16 protein-coding genes are annotated in these 20615 nt (G+C 74.3%); 5 read left to right on the forward strand and 11 right to left on the reverse strand.

Features of this window, described 5'->3' with window-relative positions; genetic code table 11:
* The first annotated feature begins 75 nt into the window (after nt 1-75).
* Together ACOBQB_RS26245 and ACOBQB_RS26250 are read left to right on the forward strand one after the other, a co-directional pair.
* Nucleotides 76-768, forward strand: a complete 693-nt coding sequence (locus tag ACOBQB_RS26245) for a metal-dependent transcriptional regulator (RefSeq protein ID WP_223775271.1) — start codon at nt 76-78, stop codon at nt 766-768.
* Between the two features lie 535 nt (nt 769-1303).
* Nucleotides 1304-2167 (forward strand): alpha/beta fold hydrolase, encoded by an 864-nt coding sequence (locus ACOBQB_RS26250; protein WP_423594845.1) that lies wholly within the window; start codon nt 1304-1306, stop codon nt 2165-2167.
* On the opposite strand, the gene pdxH is transcribed toward ACOBQB_RS26250, so the two are convergent.
* Nucleotides 2157-2873 (reverse strand): pyridoxamine 5'-phosphate oxidase, encoded by a 717-nt coding sequence (pdxH, locus tag ACOBQB_RS26255; RefSeq protein WP_423598768.1) that lies wholly within the window; start codon nt 2871-2873, stop codon nt 2157-2159. The two genes, ACOBQB_RS26250 and pdxH, sit on opposite strands and share 11 nt — an antisense overlap.
* 325 nt (nt 2874-3198) lie before the next feature.
* On the opposite strand from pdxH, the gene ACOBQB_RS26260 reads away from it, so the two are divergent.
* Nucleotides 3199-4299: a citrate synthase 2 gene (locus ACOBQB_RS26260; RefSeq protein WP_423594847.1), complete on the forward strand. Its 1101-nt coding sequence runs from the start codon at nt 3199-3201 to the stop codon at nt 4297-4299.
* A 63-nt stretch (nt 4300-4362) separates the two neighbouring features.
* Here ACOBQB_RS26260 and ACOBQB_RS26265 read toward each other — a convergent pair whose 3' ends face one another.
* The 10 genes from ACOBQB_RS26265 to ACOBQB_RS26310 all read right to left on the reverse strand — a co-directional run bounded on the left by ACOBQB_RS26265 (nt 4363) and on the right by ACOBQB_RS26310 (nt 17647).
* Nucleotides 4363-4962: a TetR/AcrR family transcriptional regulator gene (locus ACOBQB_RS26265; protein ID WP_423594849.1), complete on the reverse strand. Its 600-nt coding sequence runs from the start codon at nt 4960-4962 to the stop codon at nt 4363-4365.
* Nucleotides 4950-5684, reverse strand: coding sequence for an enoyl-CoA hydratase family protein (locus ACOBQB_RS26270; protein WP_423594851.1), 735 nt, complete (start codon nt 5682-5684; stop codon nt 4950-4952). Before ACOBQB_RS26270 ends, ACOBQB_RS26265 begins: the two co-directional genes overlap by 13 nt.
* A 23-nt stretch (nt 5685-5707) precedes the next feature.
* Entirely contained in the window at nt 5708-6922 is a 1215-nt protein-coding gene (locus tag ACOBQB_RS26275; RefSeq protein ID WP_423594853.1) for an acyl-CoA dehydrogenase family protein, read from the reverse strand.
* Nucleotides 6919-8865: an acetyl/propionyl/methylcrotonyl-CoA carboxylase subunit alpha gene (locus ACOBQB_RS26280; RefSeq protein ID WP_423594855.1), complete on the reverse strand. Its 1947-nt coding sequence runs from the start codon at nt 8863-8865 to the stop codon at nt 6919-6921. The genes ACOBQB_RS26275 and ACOBQB_RS26280 overlap by 4 nt, the downstream gene beginning before the upstream one ends.
* 10 nt (nt 8866-8875) lie before the next feature.
* Nucleotides 8876-10480 carry an acyl-CoA carboxylase subunit beta gene (locus ACOBQB_RS26285; RefSeq protein WP_423594857.1) on the reverse strand — a complete coding sequence of 535 codons (1605 nt, stop codon included), beginning with the start codon at nt 10478-10480 and terminating at the stop codon, nt 8876-8878.
* Between the two features lie 34 nt (nt 10481-10514).
* Nucleotides 10515-12224, reverse strand: a complete 1710-nt coding sequence (locus ACOBQB_RS26290) for an acyclic terpene utilization AtuA family protein (RefSeq protein WP_423594859.1) — start codon at nt 12222-12224, stop codon at nt 10515-10517.
* A complete protein-coding gene (locus ACOBQB_RS26295; protein ID WP_423594861.1) occupies nt 12221-13027 on the reverse strand; it encodes a TIGR03084 family metal-binding protein in 807 nt (268 codons plus the stop codon). Before ACOBQB_RS26295 ends, ACOBQB_RS26290 begins: the two co-directional genes overlap by 4 nt.
* 357 nt (nt 13028-13384) lie before the next feature.
* The gene (locus ACOBQB_RS26300) at nt 13385-13546 is read right to left on the reverse strand and encodes a hypothetical protein (RefSeq protein WP_423594863.1); all 162 of its coding nucleotides are present in this window, start codon (nt 13544-13546) and stop codon (nt 13385-13387) included.
* Nucleotide 13547: 1 nt separating this feature from the next.
* Nucleotides 13548-14480 (reverse strand): EamA family transporter, encoded by a 933-nt coding sequence (locus ACOBQB_RS26305; RefSeq protein WP_423598770.1) that lies wholly within the window; start codon nt 14478-14480, stop codon nt 13548-13550.
* Nucleotides 14481-14764: 284 nt separating this feature from the next.
* A complete protein-coding gene (locus ACOBQB_RS26310; protein ID WP_423594865.1) occupies nt 14765-17647 on the reverse strand; it encodes an FAD-binding and (Fe-S)-binding domain-containing protein in 2883 nt (960 codons plus the stop codon).
* A 188-nt stretch (nt 17648-17835) separates the two neighbouring features.
* On the opposite strand from ACOBQB_RS26310, the gene ACOBQB_RS26315 reads away from it, so the two are divergent.
* Together ACOBQB_RS26315 and ACOBQB_RS26320 are read left to right on the forward strand one after the other, a co-directional pair.
* A complete protein-coding gene (locus ACOBQB_RS26315; RefSeq protein ID WP_423594867.1) occupies nt 17836-19392 on the forward strand; it encodes an ATP-binding protein in 1557 nt (518 codons plus the stop codon).
* A gap of 769 nt (nt 19393-20161) precedes the next feature.
* Complete coding sequence (locus ACOBQB_RS26320) at nt 20162-20614, forward strand: roadblock/LC7 domain-containing protein (protein WP_423594869.1); 453 nt, start codon at nt 20162-20164, stop codon at nt 20612-20614.
* The last annotated feature ends 1 nt before the right edge of the window (nt 20615 follow it).

The following is a 20615-nucleotide window of genomic DNA, read 5'->3' on the forward strand; positions in this document are numbered from 1 at the left end:
CGCGGCACGGTTGTCGGTGGTATGCGTCAGAATTGAGGGCAGGGCCAGCGCACGAGCGAATTCTGAGGGGCACCCATGTCGGGGCTGATTGACACCACTGAGATGTATTTGCGCACCATCCTCGAACTGGAGGAGGAAGGTGTGGTCCCCATGCGCGCCCGGATCGCCGAGCGGCTGGACCAGAGCGGACCGACGGTGAGCCAGACCGTGGCGCGCATGGAGCGCGACGGCCTGGTGGCGGTCGCCAGCGACCGCCACCTGGAGCTCACCGAGGAGGGCCGCCGCCTGGCCACCCGTGTGATGCGCAAGCACCGCCTGGCGGAGTGCCTGCTCGTCGACGTGATCGGGCTCGAATGGGAGCAGGTCCACGCCGAGGCGTGCCGCTGGGAGCACGTGATGAGCGAGGCCGTGGAGCGCCGCGTCCTGGAGCTCCTGCGCCACCCCACCGAGTCGCCGTACGGCAACCCGATCCCGGGCCTGGAGGAGCTGGGCGAGAAGGACGGCGCGGACCCGTTCCTGGACGAGGGGATGGTCTCCCTCACGGAGCTCGACCCCGGGGCGGAGGGCAAGACGGTCGTCGTGCGCCGCATCGGCGAGCCGATCCAGACGGACGCCCAGCTGATGTACACGCTGCGGCGGGCCGGGGTGCAGCCGGGCTCGGTGGTGAGCGTGACGGAGTCGCCGGGCGGCGTGCTCGTGGGCAGCAGCGGCGAGGCCGCGGAGCTGTCCTCGGAGATCGCCTCGCACGTCTTCGTCGCCAAGCGCTGAGGCCACTGGGCGGCCTGGGTCAACTTCCGTCACGTGAGGGGAAGTTGACGGGCCTCCGCGATCTCCACGAGTTCTTGCGGAGTACAAGATTCAGTGTGCGGAATCGCAGCGCGGGAGCGTTTCGCGTGCGAGGCTGTCGCGAGAGGCATATGACCTGAGGGCTCTTGACCGTGTCGGCGCCGCACCGCCGGCGGTCTCGCGGTGCGGCCGGAGAGGGGGCGGGAGGATGTGCCCGTCTGGTGAGCTGGTACGTGAGGGCCCCGGCGCCCTGAGGCGCCGGGGCCTGCCCTCCCCTGTGTCGACCCGGAGCCCCGAGCTCTCAGGGTCGTCCCCCGCGGGCCCGTGTCCCCGAGCGGCCCGCCTCCCGATGAAGATCTCCCCTAGGCCACGCCTGTCAATCCTTGAGCGTGGTCACCCGAACGAGGGGTGTTACCCGCGAACCGCCCGCTTTCGAAAGGGAGTTCGATGGCGTGCGGGGGTGTGAGGCAGGACCAGTCGTGGATCCCGAGTGGAATCAAGGGGGGTGCCAGGAATCATGGTGCGGCGCATCGACGTGACGGGCGCGGGTGGCGTACGCCTCGCCGCCTGGGAGTTCGCCGACCCGCCCAAGCCGAGGGAGGCCGAGGGCGCACCGGGCGGGGTGCTGTTGCTGCACGGCCTGATGGGCCGGGCCTCCCACTGGGCGGGCACCGCCCGCTGGCTCTCCGAGCGGCACCGCGCGATCGCCCTCGACCAGCGCGGCCACGGCCAGAGCGAGAAGCTGCCCGAGGGCCCCTACACCCGCGAGGCCTACGTGGCCGACGCCGAGGCCGCCCTGGTGCAGCTCGGCCTCGCGCCCGCCGTGCTCATCGGCCACTCCATGGGCGCGCTCACCGCCTGGCAGCTGGCCGCCCGCCGGCCCGACCTCGTCCGGGGCCTGGTCATCTGCGACATGCGGGCGTCCGCGCTGGGCGCGGCCTCGCAGCGCGAGTGGGAGGACTGGTTCAAGTCCTGGCCGATGCCGTTCGCGACCCTCGCCGACGTGCGGAAGTGGTTCGGCGAGGACGACCCCTGGGTGGAGCGCCCCAACCCCTCGCGGGGCGCGTTCTTCGCCGAGGTGATGGCGGAGGGCCCGGACGGCTGGCGGCCGGTGTTCGACCCCGCGCAGATGCTGAGGTCCCGCGAGACGTGGGTGCACGACGCGCACTGGGAGGAGCTGATCCAGGTCCGCTGCCCCGCGCTCGTCGTCCGCGGCCTCGACGGCGAGCTGGGCCGGGCCGAGTCCCAGGAGATGGTCCGCGTGCTGCCCCGCGGGCAGTACGCCGAGGTGGCCGACGCCGGTCACCTCGTGCACTACGACCGGCCGGAGGCCTGGCGCGCGGCCGTCGAACCATTCCTGGACGGCGTCCTCACGGGCTGAGGCGCTCCACCCGCCACCCCTGGCCGCCCGCGCCGCGTACGTACCGCAGGCGGTCGTGCAGGCGGTCCCTGCGGCCCTGCCAGAACTCCACCTCCCGTGGGGTCACCCGGAAACCGCCCCAGTTCGGCGGCACGGGGACCTGCTCGCCCTCGGGATAGCGCGCCGCCAAGTCCGCGTACGCGCGGTCCAGTTCGTCCCGTGAGGCCAGGACGGACGACTGGGCGCTGGCCCAGGCGCCGAGCTGGGAGCCGTGCGGGCGGGTGCGGAAGTAGGCGACCGTCTCCTCGCGCGCGACGCGCGCCGCGCTGCCGGAGACGATGACCTGGCGGGCCATGGGGTGCCAGGGGAAGAGCAGCGAGACGTGCGGGTTGGCGGCGAGCTCGCGGGCCTTGCGGGAGTCGTAGTTGGTGAAGAAGACGAAGCCGCGCTCGTCGAAGCCCTTCAGGAGCACCGTGCGGGAGCTGGGCCTGCCCTCGGCGTCGGCCGTGGAGACGACCATCGCGTTCGGCTCGTGGACGGCGTCCGTGTCGCGTACCGCCTCCTTGAACCAGGCCGCGAACTGTTCCATGGGCCCGGCGGCCACGTCGGCCTCCGCGAGCCCCTCGGTGACGTACTGCTCACGCATGCCGGCCGGTCCGGGAATCGGTTCGGGAATCGGTTCGGGGAGTGAGGCACTGGAGTCGGTCACACGGTCATCTTGCCGTATACAAGGTGCGGCTCGCGGGCCCCCCCGGGCAGGGGGCGTACGGTGCCGCGAGGAGGTGACGTCTGGCACTGAGTGCCGCATTCCATCGCCAAAGGTGGCACCAACGGATATCGTCCTGCTGCCGCAACCGGTGGGGTGACCACCCGCCGCGCGGGGCATCACCGGGATGACCGTTTCGGACCGCGAGTCGACGAACGCGCCGGATACTGGCGTACTCGACCGCGGAACCGGATCGTAACCGCCCATTTTTGACGCATGGTCATGAGCTGATCGCAACCCATCTCTCACCCACCATCCTGTCGAACCCATCACGAGGAGCCGCCTGATGTCCGACTTCGTACCCGGACTTGAAGGAGTCGTCGCGTTCGAGACGGAGATCGCCGAACCGGACAAGGAAGGCGGCGCGCTTCGTTACCGCGGCGTCGACATCGAGGACCTGGTCGGCCACGTCTCCTTCGGGAACGTGTGGGGCCTGCTCGTCGACGGCGCCTTCAACCCCGGCCTGCCGCCCGCCGAGCCGTTCCCCATCCCGGTGCACTCCGGGGACATCCGCGTCGACGTGCAGTCCGCGCTCGCCATGCTCGCCCCCGTGTGGGGCCTGCGCCCCCTCCTGGACATCGACGAGCGGCAGGCCCGCGACGACCTGGCGCGCGCCGCCGTCATGGCCCTGTCCTACGTCGCCCAGTCGGCGCGCGGCCAGGGCCTGCCGATGGTGCCGCAGCGGGAGATCGACAAGGCCGACACCGTCGTCGAGCGGTTCATGAAGCGGTGGCGCGGCGAACCCGACCCCAAGCACGTGCAGGCCGTCGACGCGTACTGGACGTCGGCCGCCGAGCACGGCATGAACGCCTCCACGTTCACCGCCCGCGTCATCGCCTCCACCGGCGCGGACGTGGCGGCGGCGCTCTCCGGCGCCGTCGGCGCCATGTCGGGGCCGCTGCACGGCGGGGCGCCGTCCCGGGTCCTCGGCATGATCGAGGAGATCGAGCGCACGGGTGACGCGGTGGCGTACGTGAAGCAGGCGCTGGACAAGGGCGAGCGGCTGATGGGCTTCGGCCACCGGGTGTACCGGGCCGAGGACCCGCGCGCGCGGGTGCTGCGGCGCACCGCCCGCGAGCTGGGGGCGCCGCGCTTCGAGGTCGCCGAGGCGCTGGAGAAGGCGGCCCTGGACGAGCTGCACGCGCGCCGCCCCGACCGGGTCCTCGCCACGAACGTGGAGTTCTGGGCGGCGATCGTCCTGGACTTCGCGGAGGTCCCGGCACACATGTTCACGTCGATGTTCACGTGCGCGAGGACCGCCGGGTGGTCGGCGCACATCCTGGAGCAGAAGCGGACGGGCCGGCTGGTCCGCCCCTCGGCGCGGTATGTGGGCCCGGGGTCGCGCGGCCCCCGGGAGATCGAGGGGTTCGGGGACATCGCGCGCTGAGGCCCGCGGGAGCGGGTGCCACGGGGCTCCGCCCCGAACCCCGCTCCTCGATCGCCGGAGGGGCTAATGCTCTCCGTCCAGCGCCCCGGTCACCAGCACCGTCCACTGCGCCACCACCCGCTGCCTGCGCGCCCCGTCGTCCGTCAGCAGGTTCGCGAGGCCAAGGCCACGGGCCATGTCCAGCAGGCCCTGGATGGTCTCGCGGACGCCGGGGCGGGACTCGTCGGCGTCGAGGAGTTCCACCGCTATGCGGTGCGTCTCGCGGCCTACGCGGGCTTCGAGTTCCGTGACGCGCGAGCCCAGCTGGGGCTCGTTCGACGCGGCCACCCACAGGTGGAGTGCCGCGCGGAAGAGCGGGCCGGTGTAGAGGTCGACCAGGGCGGCGACCACCGAGGCCGGGTCCTGGGCGGGCAGGGCGCGCAGGGCCGTGGAGCGCTGTTCGGCGACGTACTCCACGGCGGCCGTGAAGAGGTCCTCGCGGGTCGGGAAGTGGTGCTGGGCGGCGCCCCGCGAGACCCCGGCCCGCTCGGCGACCACCGAGACCGTCGAGCCCGCCCAGCCGTGCTCGGCGAGGCACGACACGGCGGCCTCCAGGAGCTTCAGCCGCGTCGCGCGGCTGCGGTCCTGCTTGGGCGCCCGGTCGGCGGTGGTCACAGCACCCATGGGGGCTCCCGTCGTTCGAGGAACGCCTCCGTCCCGTCCCGTGCCTCCGGGGAACCGAAGAGCCGCGCGGACAGGGCGACCAGGGCGTCCGAGTGTGCGTCGAATGCGTCGAGCACCTTAGCCGTGAGCAGCCGCTTCGTCGCGGCCAGGGCGCCCGGCGCCGCCTTGCGCAGCCCGTCGAGCAGCGGCGCGAGGCCCGCGTCCACGTCGTCGGCGTACGTCGTGACGAGGCCGGTCCGCGCCGCCTCCGCCGCGTCGAAGCGCTCCCCGGTGAGGTGATGGCGGGCGGCGGCGCTCGGGTCGAGGCGGGGCAGCAGCGTCAGGGAGATGACGGCGGGCGCGACCCCGATACGGACCTCCGTCAGCGCGAAGGAGGCGCCCGGCCCGGCCACCGCGAGGTCGCACGCGCCGAGCAGCCCGAGCCCGCCCGCCCGCACATGCCCGTCCACCCGGGCGAGGACCGGTTTCGGCAGCTCCACGATCTGCCGCAGCAGCCGTACGAAGTCCCGGGGGTCCGGTGGCTCGCGCAGGTCGGCCCCGGCGCAGAACGTCGTCCCGGTGTGGGTGAGGACGACCGCTCGTACGCCGGGGTCCTCGCCGAGGCCGTGGAGCACCTCGGCGAGGGCGGCCACCAGATCCGCCGAGAGCGCGTTGCGGCGCTCGGGGAAGTCCAGGGTGACGGTGACGATGCCGCGCAGCGGCGAGGAGACGACAAGGCTCATGGGCGGGCTCCTCAGTACGGCTCTCAGTACGACTTGGGCAGGCCGAGCGTCTGGTGGGAGACGTAGTTGAGGATCATCTCCCTGCTGACGGGGGCGATGCGGGCAACACGGGAGGCGACGATGAGCGACGCGAGGCCGAACTCCTTGGTGAGGCCGTTGCCGCCGAGGGTGTGCACGGCCTGGTCGACGGCCTTCACGCAGGCGTCGGCGGCGGCCAGCTTGGCCATGTTGGCGGCCTCGCCGGCGGCCGCGTCCTCGCCCTCGTCGTAGAGCCGGGCGGCCTTCTGCGTCATCAGGCGGGCCAGCTCGATGTCGATGTGGGACTGCGCGAGGGGGTGGGCGATGGCCTGGTGGGCGCCGATGGGGGCCTTCCAGACGCTGCGTTCCCGCGCGTACGCGGTGGCGCGGTTCAGCGCGTACCGCCCCATGCCGAGCGCGAAGGCGGCCGTCATGATCCGCTCGGGGTTCAGGCCGGCGAAGAGCTGGAGCAGGCCCGCGTCCTCGTCGCCGACGAGCGCGTCGGCGGGCAGCCGTACGTCGTCGAGGACCAGCTCGAACTGCTTCTCGGCCGCCTGGAGCTCCATGGCGATCTGCCGCCGTGCAAAGCCCGGGGTGTCGCGCGGGACGATGAACAGGCACGGCTTGAGACTGCCGGTGCGGGCGTCCGACGTACGGCCGACGACGAGGGTGGCGTCGGCGATGTCGACGCCGGAGATGAAGACTTTGCGGCCGGTCAGGAGCCAGTCGCCGGAGTCCGGGTCGCGGCGGGCCGTGGTGGTGATGCGGTGGGAGTTGGAGCCCGCGTCCGGCTCGGTGATGCCGAAGGCCATGGTGCGGGAGCCGTCGGCGAGGCCGGGCAGCCAGGCCCGCTTCTGCTCCTCGGTGCCGAAGCGGGCGATGACGGTGCCGCAGATGGCGGGCGAGACGACCATCATCAGCAGCGGGGACCCGGCGGCACCCAACTCCTCCAGGACGATGGCGAGTTCGGCGATTCCGCCGCCTCCGCCACCGTACTCCTCGGGCAGGTTCACGCCGAGGTAGCCGAGCTTCGCCGCGTCCGCCCACAGCTCGGTGGGGTGGCCGTCGTTCGCCACGACGCGGGTCATGTAGTCGCGGCCGTAGCGCTTGCCGAGGGCGGCGACGGCGGCGCGCAGGGCCTGGTGCTCCTCGGTTTCGAGGACGGTGTCGCGAGAGGTGCTGCGAGAAGTACTGCTTGCGGTGCTGCGGGCGGGGCTCATACGGACTCCTCCGGGACGGCGGCCGGTTCGGATGACGTCGCCTGTACGACGGCGAGCAGGGCGCCGACCTCGACCTGGCGGCCGGGAGCGGCGTGCAGCGCGGTGAGCGTGCCGGAGGCGGGAGCGCAGACGCGGTGCTCCATCTTCATGGCCTCCAGCCAGACGAGGGGCTGCCCGGCCGTGACGGACACGCCCTCGGCGAGCCCTTCGGCGACGCGGACGACGGTGCCCGGCATGGGGGCGAGCAGGGAGCCGGGGGCACGGCGGGCGGCGGGTTCGGGGAGCAGCGGCAGCGCGGCGAGGGCGGTGTCGCCGCGGGCGGTGGTGACGTGCACCCGGTCGCCGTACCGCGTGACGGTGAACCGCCTTCGTACGCCGTCCACTTCGAGCTCGACGTGCGTCGGCGTCACGGCGAGGACCCGCACTCCCTCGGCGGTCAGGCCGTCCCGGGTGTGGTCGTAGCGGACCTCGTGCTCGGCGGCGTCGGCCTCGGTGCGGTAGCGCTTGAGGTGGGGCCGCGAGCGGAGGTTGCGCCAGCCGCCGAACCGGGAGCGGCCGTGCGCGTCGGCGAGGGCGGCGGCGAGCGGGGCGTGCGGGTCGGGCGCGGCGGCCGCGAGCGCGGCGGCGTACCGGTCGTAGAAGCCGGTGTCCATGCGGGCGCCCGTGAACTCCGGGTGCCGCAAGGAGCGTACGAGCAGATCGCGGTTGGTGACCGGGCCGTGGACGGTGGCCCGCTCCAGGGCGCCCGCCAGTTTGCGCACGGCCTCGGTGCGGGTGGGCGCGTACGCGATGACCTTGGCGAGCATCGCGTCGTAGTGGACGCCGATCGTGTCGCCGTCGGTGTAGCCGGTGTCGAGGCGCACGCCCGGCACGCCCGGTACGCCCGGCACATCCGGCAGGTCCGGCAGGTCCGGTACGCCGGGCACGTTGAGGCGGTGCAGGGTGCCGGTCTGCGGGGCCCACCCGGCCGCCGGGTCCTCGGCGTACAGGCGGGCCTCGACGGCATGCCCGCGCGCGGGAGGCGGCTCCTTCGCCAGGGCGTGGCCCTCGGCGACCTGGATCTGGAGTGCGACCAGGTCGACGCCGAACACGGCTTCGGTGACGGGGTGTTCGACCTGGAGGCGGGTGTTCATCTCCAGGAAGTGCGCCCGGCCGTCGGCCACCAGGAACTCGACGGTGCCCGCGCCGCGGTACTCGGTCACGCGGGCCGCCCGCACCGCCCGGTCGTGCAGCTCGGCGAGGAGTTCCGGTGGGAGGCCGGGCGCCGGGGACTCCTCGATGACCTTCTGGTGGCGGCGCTGGAGGGTGCAGTCGCGGGTGCCGAGCGTCCACACGGTGCCGTACGCGTCGGCCATGACCTGCACCTCGACGTGCCGGCCGCCCTCGATGTACGGCTCGACGAACACCTCGCCGTCCCCGAAGGCGCTCGCGGCCTCGGCCCGCGCCGCCGCCAGCGCCCCCGCCAGGTCGGCCATGTCCCGTACGACGCGCATCCCGCGCCCGCCACCGCCCGCGGCCGCCTTCACCAGGACCGGCAGGTCGGCCTCGGTGACCTCGCCGAGCGGTGCGAGGCCCATCAGCTCCTTGGCCCGGGTCTTGGACGCCATGGCCTCGATCGCCTCGGGCGGCGGGCCGATCCAGGTGAGGCCCGCGTCCTGGACGGCGCGCGCGAAACCGGCGTTCTCGGAGAGGAAGCCGTAGCCGGGGTGGACGGCGTCGGCGCCCGCGGCCTGGGCGGCCTTGACGACGAGGTCGCCGCGCAGATACGTCTCACCGGGCGCCGAGCCGGGCAGCCGTACCGCCGTGTCGGCCTCGCGCACGTGCAGGGCGTCCGCGTCGGCGTCGGAGTACACGGCGACGGTGGCGATGCCCAGCTCGCGGCAGGTGCGGAAAACCCGGCAGGCGATCTCGCCGCGGTTGGCCACCAACAGGGAAGTGATCATGGGGAGTTCCTCACATCCGGAAGACGCCGAAGCCGCCGCGCGCGCCCTCGAAGGGGGCGGTGTGGATCGCGGACAGACAGATACCGAGGACGGTGCGGGTGTCGCGCGGGTCGATGACCCCGTCGTCGTAGAGCCGCCCGGAGAGGAACATCGGCAGCGACTCGGCCTCGATCTGCTGCTCCACCACAGCGCGCAGCGAGGCGTCCGCCTCGTCGTCGTAGGGCTGCCCCCTGGCGGCGGCGGATTGCCGCGCGACGATCGACAGGACCCCGGCGAGCTGCTGCGGGCCCATGACGGCGGACTTCGCGCTCGGCCAGGCGAAGAGGAAGCGGGGGTCGTAGGCGCGGCCGCACATGCCGTAGTGCCCGGCGCCGTAACTCGCCCCCATGAGGACGGACAGATGCGGCACGCGCGAGTTGCTGACCGCGTTGATCATCATCGCGCCGTGCTTGATGATGCCGCCCTGCTCGTACTCCTTGCCGACCATGTAGCCGGTGGTGTTGTGCAGGAAGAGCAGCGGGATGTCACGCTGGTTGGCGAGCTGGATGAACTGGGCGGCCTTCTGCGACTCCTCGCTGAACAGCACGCCCTGCGCGTTGGCGAGGATGCCGACCGGATAGCCGTGCAGGGTGGCCCAGCCGGTGGTGAGGCTGGTGCCGTACAGCGGCTTGAACTCGTCGAAGTCGGAGCCGTCGACGACGCGGGCGACGACCTCGCGCGGGTCGAAGGGCTTCTTCAGGTCGCCGGGGACGATGCCGAGGAGTTCGTCCTCGTCGTACTTGGGCGGCTCGACGGTGAGCGGGTCCGGGTCGGCGTACGCCTTGCGCCAGTTGAGGCGGGCGACGACGCGGCGGGCCTGGCGCAGGGCGTCGCGCTCGTCCTCGGCGAGGTGGTCGGCGAGGCCGGAGGTGCGGGCGTGCATCTCGGCGCCGCCGAGCGACTCGTCGTCGCTCTCCTCGCCGGTCGCCATCCTCACCAGCGGCGGCCCGCCGAGGAAGACCTTCGCGCGCTCCTTGACCATGATCACGTGATCGCACATGCCGGGGACGTACGCGCCGCCCGCCGTGGAGTTCCCGAAGACGACAGCGATGGTGGGGATGCCGGCCGCCGAGGACCGCGTGAGGTGTTTGAAGAGGGCGCCGCCCGGGATGAAGATCTCCTTCTGGGACGGCAGGTCGGCGCCGCCGGACTCCACGAGGTGGATCGACGGCAGTCGGTTGGCGTGCCCGATCTCGTGCGCCCGGAAGGCCTTCTTCAGCGTCCAGGGGTTGGAGGCGCCGCCCCTGACCGTCGGGTCGTTGGCGGTGATCAGGCACTCGACGCCCTCGACGACGCCGATGCCGGTGACCAGGGAGGCGCCGACGGGATAGTCGCTGCCCCAGGCGGCCAGCGGCGACAGCTCCAGGAAGGGCGTGTCGGGATCGAGCAGCAGCTCGATCCGTTCGCGGGCCGGCAACTTGCCGCGGTCGCGGTGGCGTCGGACGTACTTCTCGCCGCCGCCCTCCAGGGCCTTGGCCTGCTCGGCGTCGAGCGCGGCCAGCTTCTCCAGCATGGCGGCGCGGTGCTCGGCGTACTCGGCGCTCGCGGGGTCGAGCGCGGAGGCGAGGACGGTCACAGCGGTACCTCCGGCGACGGGCGGTCCTGCGGGTTCACAGCAGCAGCTGTGGGATGTCCACGTGGCGGGCGCGCAGCCACTCGGCGAGGCCCTTGGCCTGCGGGTCGAAGCGGGCCCGGGCGGCCACGCCCTCGCCGAGCAGGTCCTGGACGACGAAGTTCAGGGCGCGCAGGTTGGGCAGGTCGTGGCGTACGACGGTCAAGTCGGCGGCCTCCGGGAGCAGTTCCCGGAAGCGGGCCACCGTCAGCTCGTGGGCGAGCCACCGCCACGCGTCGTCGGTGCGCACCCACACGCCGACGTTGGCGTCGCCGCCCTTGTCGCCGCTGCGGGCTCCGGCGACGAGGCCGAGGGGCACGCGGCGGGTGGGGCCCGGCGGGAGGGGCGCGGGCGGGGGTGGCTGCGGTACGTCGTCCAGTACGAGGGTGTCGTCGGCGCCGAACGGCACCGGGCGCCGCTCCCCGTCAGGCAGGACCGCCACGTGCTCGACGCCGGACCGCTCGACGTACGCCGCCTCGAAGACGCCGTAGGGGGCGCCCTTGCCGGGCGGCGCCGTCACGTGGAAGCCGGGGTAGCTGCCGAGGGCGAGTTCGACCGCCGCGCCGCCGATCGCGCGGCCCACCGTGTCCGCGTCGGGGTCCCGCACGACGAGCCGCAGCAGGGCGGAGGCGGTTTCCTCGGTGGCCGCGTCGGCGTGGTCGGTGCGGGCCAGCTCCCAGCCGACCTCGGCCGGGCGGGCCTCGGCGCGGTCGAAGGCGTCCTCCAGCTGGGCGCGGACCAGGGCGGCCTTGGCCTCGACGTCGAGGCCGGTGAGGACGAAGACGACTTCGTTGCGGTGACCGCCGAGCCGGGTCAGGCCCGCCTTCAGGGTCGGCGGCGGTGCCTCGCCGCGCACGCCGTCGATGCGTACGCGGTCCGGGCCCTCCTGGGTGAGGGTGACCGAGTCGAGGCGGGCGGTGACGTCCGGGCCCGCGTACCGGGCGCCCTGCGTCTCGTAGAGGAGCTGCGCGGTGACGGTGCCGATGTCGACGAAGCCGCCGGTGTCGTCGTGCTTGGTGATGACCGCCGAGCCGTCCTCGTACACCTCGGCGAGTGGGAAGCCGGGGCGGCGCAGGTCAGCGGGGTCGTGCTCGGCGAAGAAGGCGTAGTTGCCGCCGGTGGCCTGCGTCCCGCACTCCAGGACGTGCCCGGCGACGACCGCGCCCGCGAGCCGGTCGTACGCGTCCGGCGCCCACCCGAAGTGCGCGGCGGCGGGCCCGCTGACCAGCGCGGCGTCGCTCACGCGCCCGGTGACGACGAGGTCGGCCCCCGCGCTCAGGCAGGCCGCGATGCCGGCGCCGCCGAGGTAGGCGTGGGCGGTCAGGGCGCCCGGGAAGCGTCCTTGGGGCCCGCCGAGGTCGTCGCCCTCGACGTGCGCGACGCGTACCGGCACGCCGAGCCGGGCGGCCAGTCCCCGCACGGCGTCGGCGAGCCCCGCCGGGTTGAGCCCGCCCGCGTTGGCGACGATCTTCACGCCGCGTTCGTGGGCGAGGGTGAGGCACTCCTCCAGCTGCCGCAGGAAGGTCTTGGCGTACCCGCGTGAGGGGTCCTTGAGCCGGTCACGGCCGAGGATCAGCATGGTCAGCTCGGCGAGATAGTCACCGGTCAGGACGTCGAGAGGGCCGCCGACCAGCATCTCGCGCAGGGCGTCGCACCGGTCGCCGTAGAACCCGGACGCGTTGCCGACCCGCAACGGCCGCCCGGTCACTCCCCACCTCCCCGCCCATGACGCGGCGCGCGGCCCTCACCCGGCGGCCCCGCGAACGCCTGGGCGATGTCCAGCCAGCGGTCCGCGTCGGCACCCTCGGCACGCAACGCCAAGTCGGCACGGTGCGCGCGGCGCGTCACGAGGAGGCAGAAGTCGTACGCGGGCCCGGTCACGCGCTGGGCGGCACCCTCGGGACCGTACGCCCACACCTCACCCGTCACCGGTGAGGACAGTTCGACGCGGAACTCCTCGGGCGGCGCGGCGGCCCCACGCACGGCGAAGGCGAAGTCCCGCGCCCGTACGCCGATGCGGGCGACGTGCCGCAGCCGGTCCGTCGGGGCCCGCGTCACGCCGAGGGCGTCCGCCACGTCCTGGCCGTGCGCCCAGGTCTCCATGAGCCGCGCTGTCGCCATGGACGGCACGGCCATGGGCGGCCCGTACCAGGGCAGCCGGGTCCCGGCGGGGGCGTCGGTGAGGGCCCGCCACAGCGCGTCGCGCCCGGCCCGCCAGCGGGCGAGCAGCTCGGCGGGCGGCAGCGCGGCCCCTTCCTCGGCGCCCTCGTCCACGAACGAGCCGGGGTTCGCCGCGGCCTTCTCGGCCTCGGCGGCGAAGGCCTCCGGGTCGGTGGCGGCGAGCAGGGCGGCCCGGTCGGTCCAGGCGAGGTGCGCGATCTGGTGGGCGATCGTCCAGCGCGGCGCGGGCGTCGCGAGGGCCCAGCGGTCCTCGGTCAACTCCGCGACGAGCCGGTCGAGTTCCCCGCTCTCGCCGCGCAGGTCGTCGAGCACGGACAGGGCATCGGACACGGAACGCTCCCCTCGGGGCACGAGTGTGGCCTCCCCTGCCCGAACGACGTCGAGAGCTTGGGGAAGTGCCTGGGAGCATGGCAGCGTCGACGGAAACAAGCAAGCGTGCTTGCATTGTTTTGTCGGCGCGCCTGTCCTCCCTCCGGAGCACGCACGGGATTCTGAAGGGTCCCGCTTTCGCCGCAGGGCTTCGACCTCCAGGGCCAGTACCGCCATGTCGCGCAGCCGGGCGTAGTACCCGGCGGCGTACGGGTCGTCGAGCGTCGGGAGGACCGCGTCGAACACCGCCACCAATCGCGTGAAGTCCGCGTGCCGCCTGTCGGGCAGGGGGCACTTGCGGACGTTGGCCGAGTAGGCCTAGGCGTCCGCGTCGAGCAGCACCAAGTCCTGGCCCGCGACGTCCAGGCCGCGGGCGCCGGGCGGGAAGGGCCTGTTCCTGTGCGCGGCCGCCATCAGCGCGAGTGCGTCGCGCGTCTCCCTGAACGCGCCGGGTTCCTCCCCGGGCACGCCGGCGGTCATCTCAGCCTCCGTCTTCCGCCTTCCGCACGGCCTTGGCGTCCGCCCGCGCCCGGCCCCGGCCCACCTGTGTCCGCACCGCGCCCATGCTCGCCGCGATGACCAGGGAGATCGCCAGCGCCTCGGCGACCGTCAGGGCCTGGCTGAGGATGAGGAAACCGGCGACGGAGGCGATGGCCGGCTCCAGGCTCATCAGGATCGCGAAGGTGTGCGAGGGAAGGCGCCGCAGCGCGAGGAGTTCGAGGGTGTACGGCAGCACGGACGACATGACGGCGACCACCGCCCCCAGCGCCAGCGTGCCCGGCTCGACGAGCTTCGCCCCGGACTCCACGATCCCGAGCGGCAGGAACAGCACCGCCGCGACCACCATCGCGAGGGCCAGCCCGTCGGCCTGCGGGAAGCGCCGCCCGGTGCGCGCGCTGAAGACGATGTACGTGGCCCACATCGCGCCCGCGCCGAGCGCGTAGGCGACACCCGCCGGATCGAGGCCGCTGAAGCCGCCCCCGCCGCCGAGCAGGAACACACCGCAGAGCGCGAGCCCGGCCCAGATCAGGTTCATGGCGCGGCGGGAGGCGATGACGGAGAGCGCGAGCGGCCCGAGGACTTCGAGGGTCACGGCGGGGCCCATCGGGATGCGGGCGACGGACTGGTAGAAGAGGCCGTTCATCCCGGCCATGGCCACGCCGAAAGCGACCACGGTGCCCCAGTCGGCGCGCGAGTGCCCGCGCAGCTTCGGCCGGCATACGGCGAGCAGGACGAGCGCGGCGAAGGCGAGCCGCAGCGTCACGATGCCGAGCGCCCCGGCGCGCGGCATGACGCTCACCGCGACCGCGCCGCCGAACTGTACGGAGATCCCGCCCGCGAGGACGAGCCCGACCGGTCCGAGCCGGGCGCGGAGGCCGCCCCGGGGCGCGGCGGCGGCCTCGGCGCCCGCGATCTCCGGCTGCTGGGCCACCACGGGGGCCGCCTCGGAGGCCACCGTCGGCGCCGCCGTCGGGGCCACCGCCGGTGCCGCCTGATCGCTGCGCGAGACGTTCACGCCTGAGCCTTTCCTGCCGCTGGTGGGGGGCCGCTGTCGCCCGCCGGTGAGGGTCCAGTGTTCTGGACTACACCGTACAAGGTAATGGACCGAGTCAGGAATGTGGAACGCTTTTACCCCTGTCCGCGTTCCGCGCCCTCACTATCGACCGTACGACTGTCGACGGTGTGCCGCGGCGGCTCTCACCCCGCCCCGGCCTCCCGCTCCAGCGCCCCCGCGAGGATCTCCGCCAGGTGCCACCCCCGCACCCCCGCGAGCTGCCCCAGCTGGGTCCGGCAGGAGAAGCCGTCGGCCAGGACCACGGCGTCACCGGGTGCCTCGCGCACCGAAGGCAGCAGGTGCTCCTCCGCGCAGGACACGGAGACCTCGTGGTGCCCCTTCTCGAACCCGAAGTTCCCGGCGAGCCCGCAGCAGCCGCCGCTCAGCTCGCCCTTGATGCCCGCCTTCGCCCGCAGCCGCCGTTCCGCCGCGTCGCCGAGGACCGCGTGCTGGTGGCAGTGCGTCTGGCCGACCGCCTCGCGGCCGACGTGCGGCGGCCGCCACCGCGGGGCGAGTTCTTCGAGGGCCTGTGCGAAGGTCCGTACCGACGCGGCGAGGCGGTGCGCGCGCGGGTCGTCGCCCAGCAGCTCGACAAGGTCCGTCTTGAGGGCCGCCGCACAGCTCGGCTCAAGGACGACGACCGGCGTACCGGCCGCCAGGAGCGGCGCCACACGGTCCAAGGTGGCGCGCAGCACCGCCCGCGCCCGGTCGAGCTGCCCCGTCGAGACGTACGTCAGCCCGCAGCACACGCCTCGCGGCGGCAGCGCGACGGTCAGCCCCGCGTTCTCCAGAACTCGTACCGCGGCGCGCCCCACGGAGGGCGAGAGGTGGTCGGTGAAGGTGTCGGGCCACAGGACGACCGACGCGGGGCGGCTCCTGTCCTTCGGCCTGCCGCGCCACCACTGCCGCAGCGTGCGCGGCGCCACGGGCGGGATCGACCGCTCCGGCGCGATCCCGCCGAGCCGCTTGGCGAGCGCCGCCAACGGGCCCACCCGGGCGAGGGCGTTGAGGACCGGGGCCGTGCGCGTGACGGCGACGGCCCGCAGCCAGCGCGGCAACCACCCCATGGCGTAGTGCGCGGCGGGCCTGCGGCGCCCTTCGTAGTGGTGGTGCAGGAACTCCGCCTTGTACGTGGCCATGTCGACGCCCACCGGACAGTCCGATCGGCATCCCTTGCAGGACAGGCAGAGGTCGAGCGCGTCCCTGACCTCCGTCGAGCGCCAGCCGTCCGTCACGACCTCGCCGGCGAGCATCTCGTGCAGCAGCCGCGCCCGGCCGCGCGTGGAGTGCTCTTCCTCGCCGGTGGCGCGGAAGGACGGGCACATGACGTCGGTGGGCGAGGCCGCCGTCGTCGTACGGCATTTGGCGACCCCGACGCACCGCCTGACCGCCGCCGAGAAGTCGCCGCCGTCGGCGCCGTCACTGGGATAGCCGAAGGCGACGTCGACGGGCTCGCGCGGCAGGGGCGTGAACCGCAGGTTCGAGTCGAGGGGCGCGGGCCGCACCAGCATGCCCGGGTTGAGCAGGCCCGCCGGGTCCCAGACGTCCTTCACACGCGCGAAGAGAGCGACGAGTTCGGGCCCGTACATCTTCGGCAGCAGTTCGGCGCGGGCCTGCCCGTCGCCGTGCTCACCGGAGAGCGAGCCGCCGTGCGCGACGACGACGTCGGCCAGCTCCTCGGAGAAACGGCGGAAGCGGGCCACGCCTTCGGGGGTGATCAGGTCGAAGTCGATGCGTACGTGAATGCAGCCGTCCCCGAAGTGCCCGTACGGGGTGCCGCGCAGGCCGTGCTCGGCGAGCAGCGCGCGGAAGTCGCGCAGGTAGGCGCCGAGGCGGGCCGGGGGCACGGCGCAGTCCTCCCAGCCGGGCCAGGCCTCCGCGCCGTGTCCGGGGCCCGTCCCGGCCGGGGCGCCGGGGTCCGGGATGCGCGTGGCGGTGCCCGCGGCGTCCTCCCGTACGCGCCACAGCGCGCGCTGCCCGGCCGGGTCGTCGACGACCACGGCGTCCAGGACGTCGGCGGCGCGCACGATCGCCTCGGCCCGCGCGCGTGCCTCGGCCGGACTCTCGCCGCCCGCCTCCACGAACAGCCAGGCGCCGCCCCGCGGCAGGAGGGTCTCCTGAGGGCTCGCGCGCACGAGGTCGGCCGCCATGCCCTCGACGGTCAGCGGGCCGTAGGGCAGCAGGCCGGCGGCGGCTTCCGCGGCGGCGCTCTCGTCGGCGTACCCGAGGACGGCGAGCGCTCGCGCGCGGGGCGCCTCGACGAGCCGTACGACGGCTTCGGTGAGGAGGCCGAGGGTGCCCTCCGAGCCGCAGAAGGCGCGGGCGAGGTCGGGGCCGCGTTCGGGGAGGAGGGCGTCGAGGGCGTAGCCGGAGATGCGGCGCGGCAGGTCGGGGTAGCCGGTGCGCAGCAGGGCCAGGTGGCCGTCGACGAGGGGGCGCAGGCCTTCGGGGGCGCCGGCCCAGCTCTGCCCGAGGCGGACGGGATCGCCCCGGCCGGTGACGACCGACAGGGAGCGGACGTTGTCGGCCGTCGTCCCCCAGGCCACCGAGTGCGACCCGCACGAGTTGTTGCCGATCATCCCGCCCAGCGTGCACCGGCTGTGCGTCGAGGGGTCGGGGCCGAACGTCAGGCCGTACGGGGCCGCCGCCGCGCGCAGGTCGTCCAGGATGACGCCCGGCTGGACCACGGCGGTCCGTGCCTCGGGGTCGAGGGAGACGATCCGGTTCATCCGCCGGGTGAAGTCGAGGACGACGCCGGTGCCCGTCGCCTGCCCGGCGATCGACGTGCCCGCGCCGCGCGCCACCACCGGAACGCCCCGCCTCCGGCAGACGTCGAGCGCCGCCGCCACGTCGTCGGCGTCGTGCGGGGCCACCACCGCGAGGGGCACCCGGCGGTAGTTGGAGGCGTCCATGGTGTGCAGGGCCCGCGCGGTCACGGAGAGGTCCACCGGGCCGCGCACGGCCGCGCGCAGGTCCCGCTCCAGTCCGCCGGGGTCGCGGCCGGGGTCGCGGTCAAGATCGTTCATGCGGTTCAGAATGCCCTCGCGCACACCCCCGCGCACACCCCTCAGCACCCGATATATCAGGATCCGGAAGGGAACATTCCCACCATGCGCATCAACTCTCCTATAGTGACCAGAACTTGAGCAGAGCTTGAGACAAGCCCGAGCACGTTCGAGCAGAGTGTGTCGCTTCCGATCGAGGACCCCGATTGATGACCGCGCCAACCCCCCTAGCGCGCCCCGGGACGGAGCGCCCTCCGCTGCGTCCCGCCGCGTTCGTCCTGCTGGCCTGCGCCCTCGTCACGGCGGCGCTCGCCGGAACGGCCGCCGCCCTCGCGCCCGCGTCCGCGCGGGCCCCCCTGGCCTGGGGGGCCGGTGCCGCGGCACTCGCGCTCAGCGTCGCGGTGGCCGTCGCCTTCCACGCCCTGCGGTCACTCTCCCTGGCACGGCGACACCTGGCCGCCGCCCGCCAGGAGACCGGCCTCCTCCAGCGGGAACAGGCGCGCCGGGCCGCCGAGTTCGCGCAGGAGCACGCCCGCCTCACCGCCGCGCACGCCCGCGAGGTGGCCGAGCTCACCGCCGAGCACGCGCGCGTGCGGGCCGAGCTGACCGCCGAGAACGGCCGTACCCAGGCGGAGCTCACCGCCGAGCACACGCGCGTACGGACCGAACTGGCCGAGCGGCTGCGCACCGCCGAGTCCGAGCGGGCCGCCGCGCTCGCCGCGTGCGCCAACGCGGCCGGGCGCATGCAGGCCCTGGCCACCGGCACCCTCGCCGACCTGCGGGAGATGGAGGGCAGGCACGCGGACGAGGACGTCCTCACCGACCTCCTCCACCTGGACCACAGGACCGCGCAGGCCGGCCGCATCGCCGACTCGGTGGCGGTGCTCACCGGCGCCCGCTCCGGCCGCCGCTGGGCCAAGCCCATCGTCATGGAGTCGATCCTGCGCGGCGCGATGGGCCGCATCGGCGGCTACCAGCGCGTACGCGTCCACTCGGCCAGCGAGGTCGCGGTGGCGGGCCACGCCGCCGAGGGCGTCATGCACGCCCTGGCCGAACTGCTCGACAACGCCGCGAACTTCTCGCCGCCGACCTCCGAAGTGCACGTGTACATCGAGGAGGTGGCGGCCGGTGTCATCGTCTCCGTCGAGGACAGCGGCCTGGTGATGGGTCCGGTGCAGCAGCGCCGCGCGGAACGGGCCGTGTCCGGCGAGACGACGGGCCTCGGCGGCCTGACCGGCACCCGGCTCGGCCTCGCGGTGGTCGGCAGGCTGGCCCGCAAGTACGGTCTCACGGTGTCGTTCCGCCCCTCGGCGCGCGGCGGCACGGGCGTCCTCCTGCTCATCCCGCAGGAACTGCTCTCCCGCCCCTCGGACCCGACCCCGGCCCCGGCCTCATCCCTGCCGGCGCCTCCGGCCCGCCCCGCGGCCCTGCCCGCCGCCCCGCCCCCGGCGGATCCCGCGTCCCTGACCGGTCTCGCGGATCTCACCGGCCCCGCGGCTCTGGCCCCGGCCCGGCACGCGGCCCGGCACGCGGCCCAGCCGTCCGCCTCGGGTCGGCCCTCGGCCCACATCCCTGACGGTCCGACGCCCACGGCCGACTCCACGGCCGGTTCTACGTCCGGTTCCACGGCCGGCTCCGCATCCGGCTCCACGGCCCAGCCCACGGCTCCGACCTCGCACCAGGCGACGCCCCCGGCGGATCCCGAGGCCCAGCCCGCCGCCCCGGCCCCGGACCGGGCGGCGCCCCGGCCGGCTCCGCGGCCCTGACGCCGGACGCCCCCGCGGACCTCACCGGCCCCGCGGATCCCACCGGCCCCGCGGCTCTGGCCCCGGCCCGGCACGCGGCCCGGCCGACGCCCTCGGGTCAGCCCCCGGCCCCCACCGATGACGGGCCGACGCCCACGGCCGATTCCACGGCCGGTTCCACGGCCCGTTCCACGGCCCGACCCGCGGCCCTGACCCCGGGCCGGCCGGCAGCCGCGGCCCAGCCGGAGCCCACGCAGCAGCAACAACCGCACCCGCACGCCCGGGCCGAGGCCGCGCCCCGGCCCACGTACTCCCACCCCCGCACCCCCGACCCCGGCCTCGACCGCCTGGACCGCGATCCCCTGCCCACCCACGAGTCGGCGGCCCCGCACACTCAGACCCCGCACACCCCGGCCCCGCACACCCCGGCCGAGGGAACCCCCACCGCGGACACCCCCACCGCAGGAACCGCCACAACTGGCACCCCCACCACAGCAACCCCCACCCCCGACACCCCCACCGAAACCATCCCCCTCCCCAAGCGCCCCCGCGGCCGTACCCTCGCCGCCGCCGAGCGGGCCCGTGCCGGCAGTGACACCGGGGAGAACCCGCGGCCGCGCCCCGCGGACGCCGCCACCACGGCGGCCCGCTTCAGCAGCTTCCGCCAGGCCGTCCGTACCGCTCCGACGGAGCCCGCCGCCCCTCCGACCGGCACCGGGCCCGCCGGTCCACCGAACGGCACGGACGACGCCCCCGCAACCCCCGAGCACCCGGAAGGCGACACTTCCCCATGACCACTGCGCCCACCGCCACCCCCGGCACGACCACCGACGCCAAGCTGACCTGGCTGCTCGAAGGCCTCCTGGAGCGCACCCCCGGCGCCCGGCACGCCCTCGTGCTCTCCCGGGACGGCCTGAAGCTGTGCCGCACCCCGGAGCTCTCCGTCGACCAGGCCGACCAGCTCGCCGCGATAGCCGCCGGCATCCAGTCGCTCTCGCACGGCGCGTCCGCCGAGTTCGGCGACGGCACCGGCGGGGTGCGCTCGGCGATGGCCGAGTTCTACGGCGGCATCCTCTTCATCGTCGAGGCCGGTGAGGGCGCGCACCTCGCGCTCATCGCCGCCGAGGACGCCGACGCGGGTCTGGTCGGGCACACGATGAGCGAGCTGGTCGAACAGCTCGGCGAGCATCTGCGCGCGGCGCCCCGCGGGGACGGCCTCCCCGGCGGCCGGCGCACCGCATGAG

The sequence above is a fragment of the Streptomyces sp. G5(2025) genome (genome assembly GCF_049542075.1).
GTDB lineage: Bacteria > Actinomycetota > Actinomycetes > Streptomycetales > Streptomycetaceae > Streptomyces.

Bases quoted from the DNA above. Each gene is read 5' to 3' on its own strand.
- ACOBQB_RS26245 (WP_223775271.1), top strand. From the start codon at position 76: ATGTCGGGGCTGATTGACACCACTGAGATGTATTTGCGCACCATCCTC.
- ACOBQB_RS26250 (WP_423594845.1), top strand. From the start codon at position 1,304: ATGGTGCGGCGCATCGACGTGACGGGCGCGGGTGGCGTACGCCTCGCC.
- ACOBQB_RS26260 (WP_423594847.1), top strand. From the start codon at position 3,199: ATGTCCGACTTCGTACCCGGACTTGAAGGAGTCGTCGCGTTCGAGACG.
- ACOBQB_RS26265 (WP_423594849.1), bottom strand. From the start codon at position 4,962: ATGGGTGCTGTGACCACCGCCGACCGGGCGCCCAAGCAGGACCGCAGC.
- ACOBQB_RS26270 (WP_423594851.1), bottom strand. From the start codon at position 5,684: ATGAGCCTTGTCGTCTCCTCGCCGCTGCGCGGCATCGTCACCGTCACC.
- ACOBQB_RS26275 (WP_423594853.1), bottom strand. From the start codon at position 6,922: ATGAGCCCCGCCCGCAGCACCGCAAGCAGTACTTCTCGCAGCACCTCT.
- ACOBQB_RS26280 (WP_423594855.1), bottom strand. From the start codon at position 8,865: ATGATCACTTCCCTGTTGGTGGCCAACCGCGGCGAGATCGCCTGCCGG.
- ACOBQB_RS26300 (WP_423594863.1), bottom strand. From the start codon at position 13,546: ATGACCGCCGGCGTGCCCGGGGAGGAACCCGGCGCGTTCAGGGAGACG.
- ACOBQB_RS26310 (WP_423594865.1), bottom strand. From the start codon at position 17,647: ATGAACGATCTTGACCGCGACCCCGGCCGCGACCCCGGCGGACTGGAG.
- ACOBQB_RS26315 (WP_423594867.1), top strand. From the start codon at position 17,836: ATGACCGCGCCAACCCCCCTAGCGCGCCCCGGGACGGAGCGCCCTCCG.
- ACOBQB_RS26320 (WP_423594869.1), top strand. From the start codon at position 20,162: ATGACCACTGCGCCCACCGCCACCCCCGGCACGACCACCGACGCCAAG.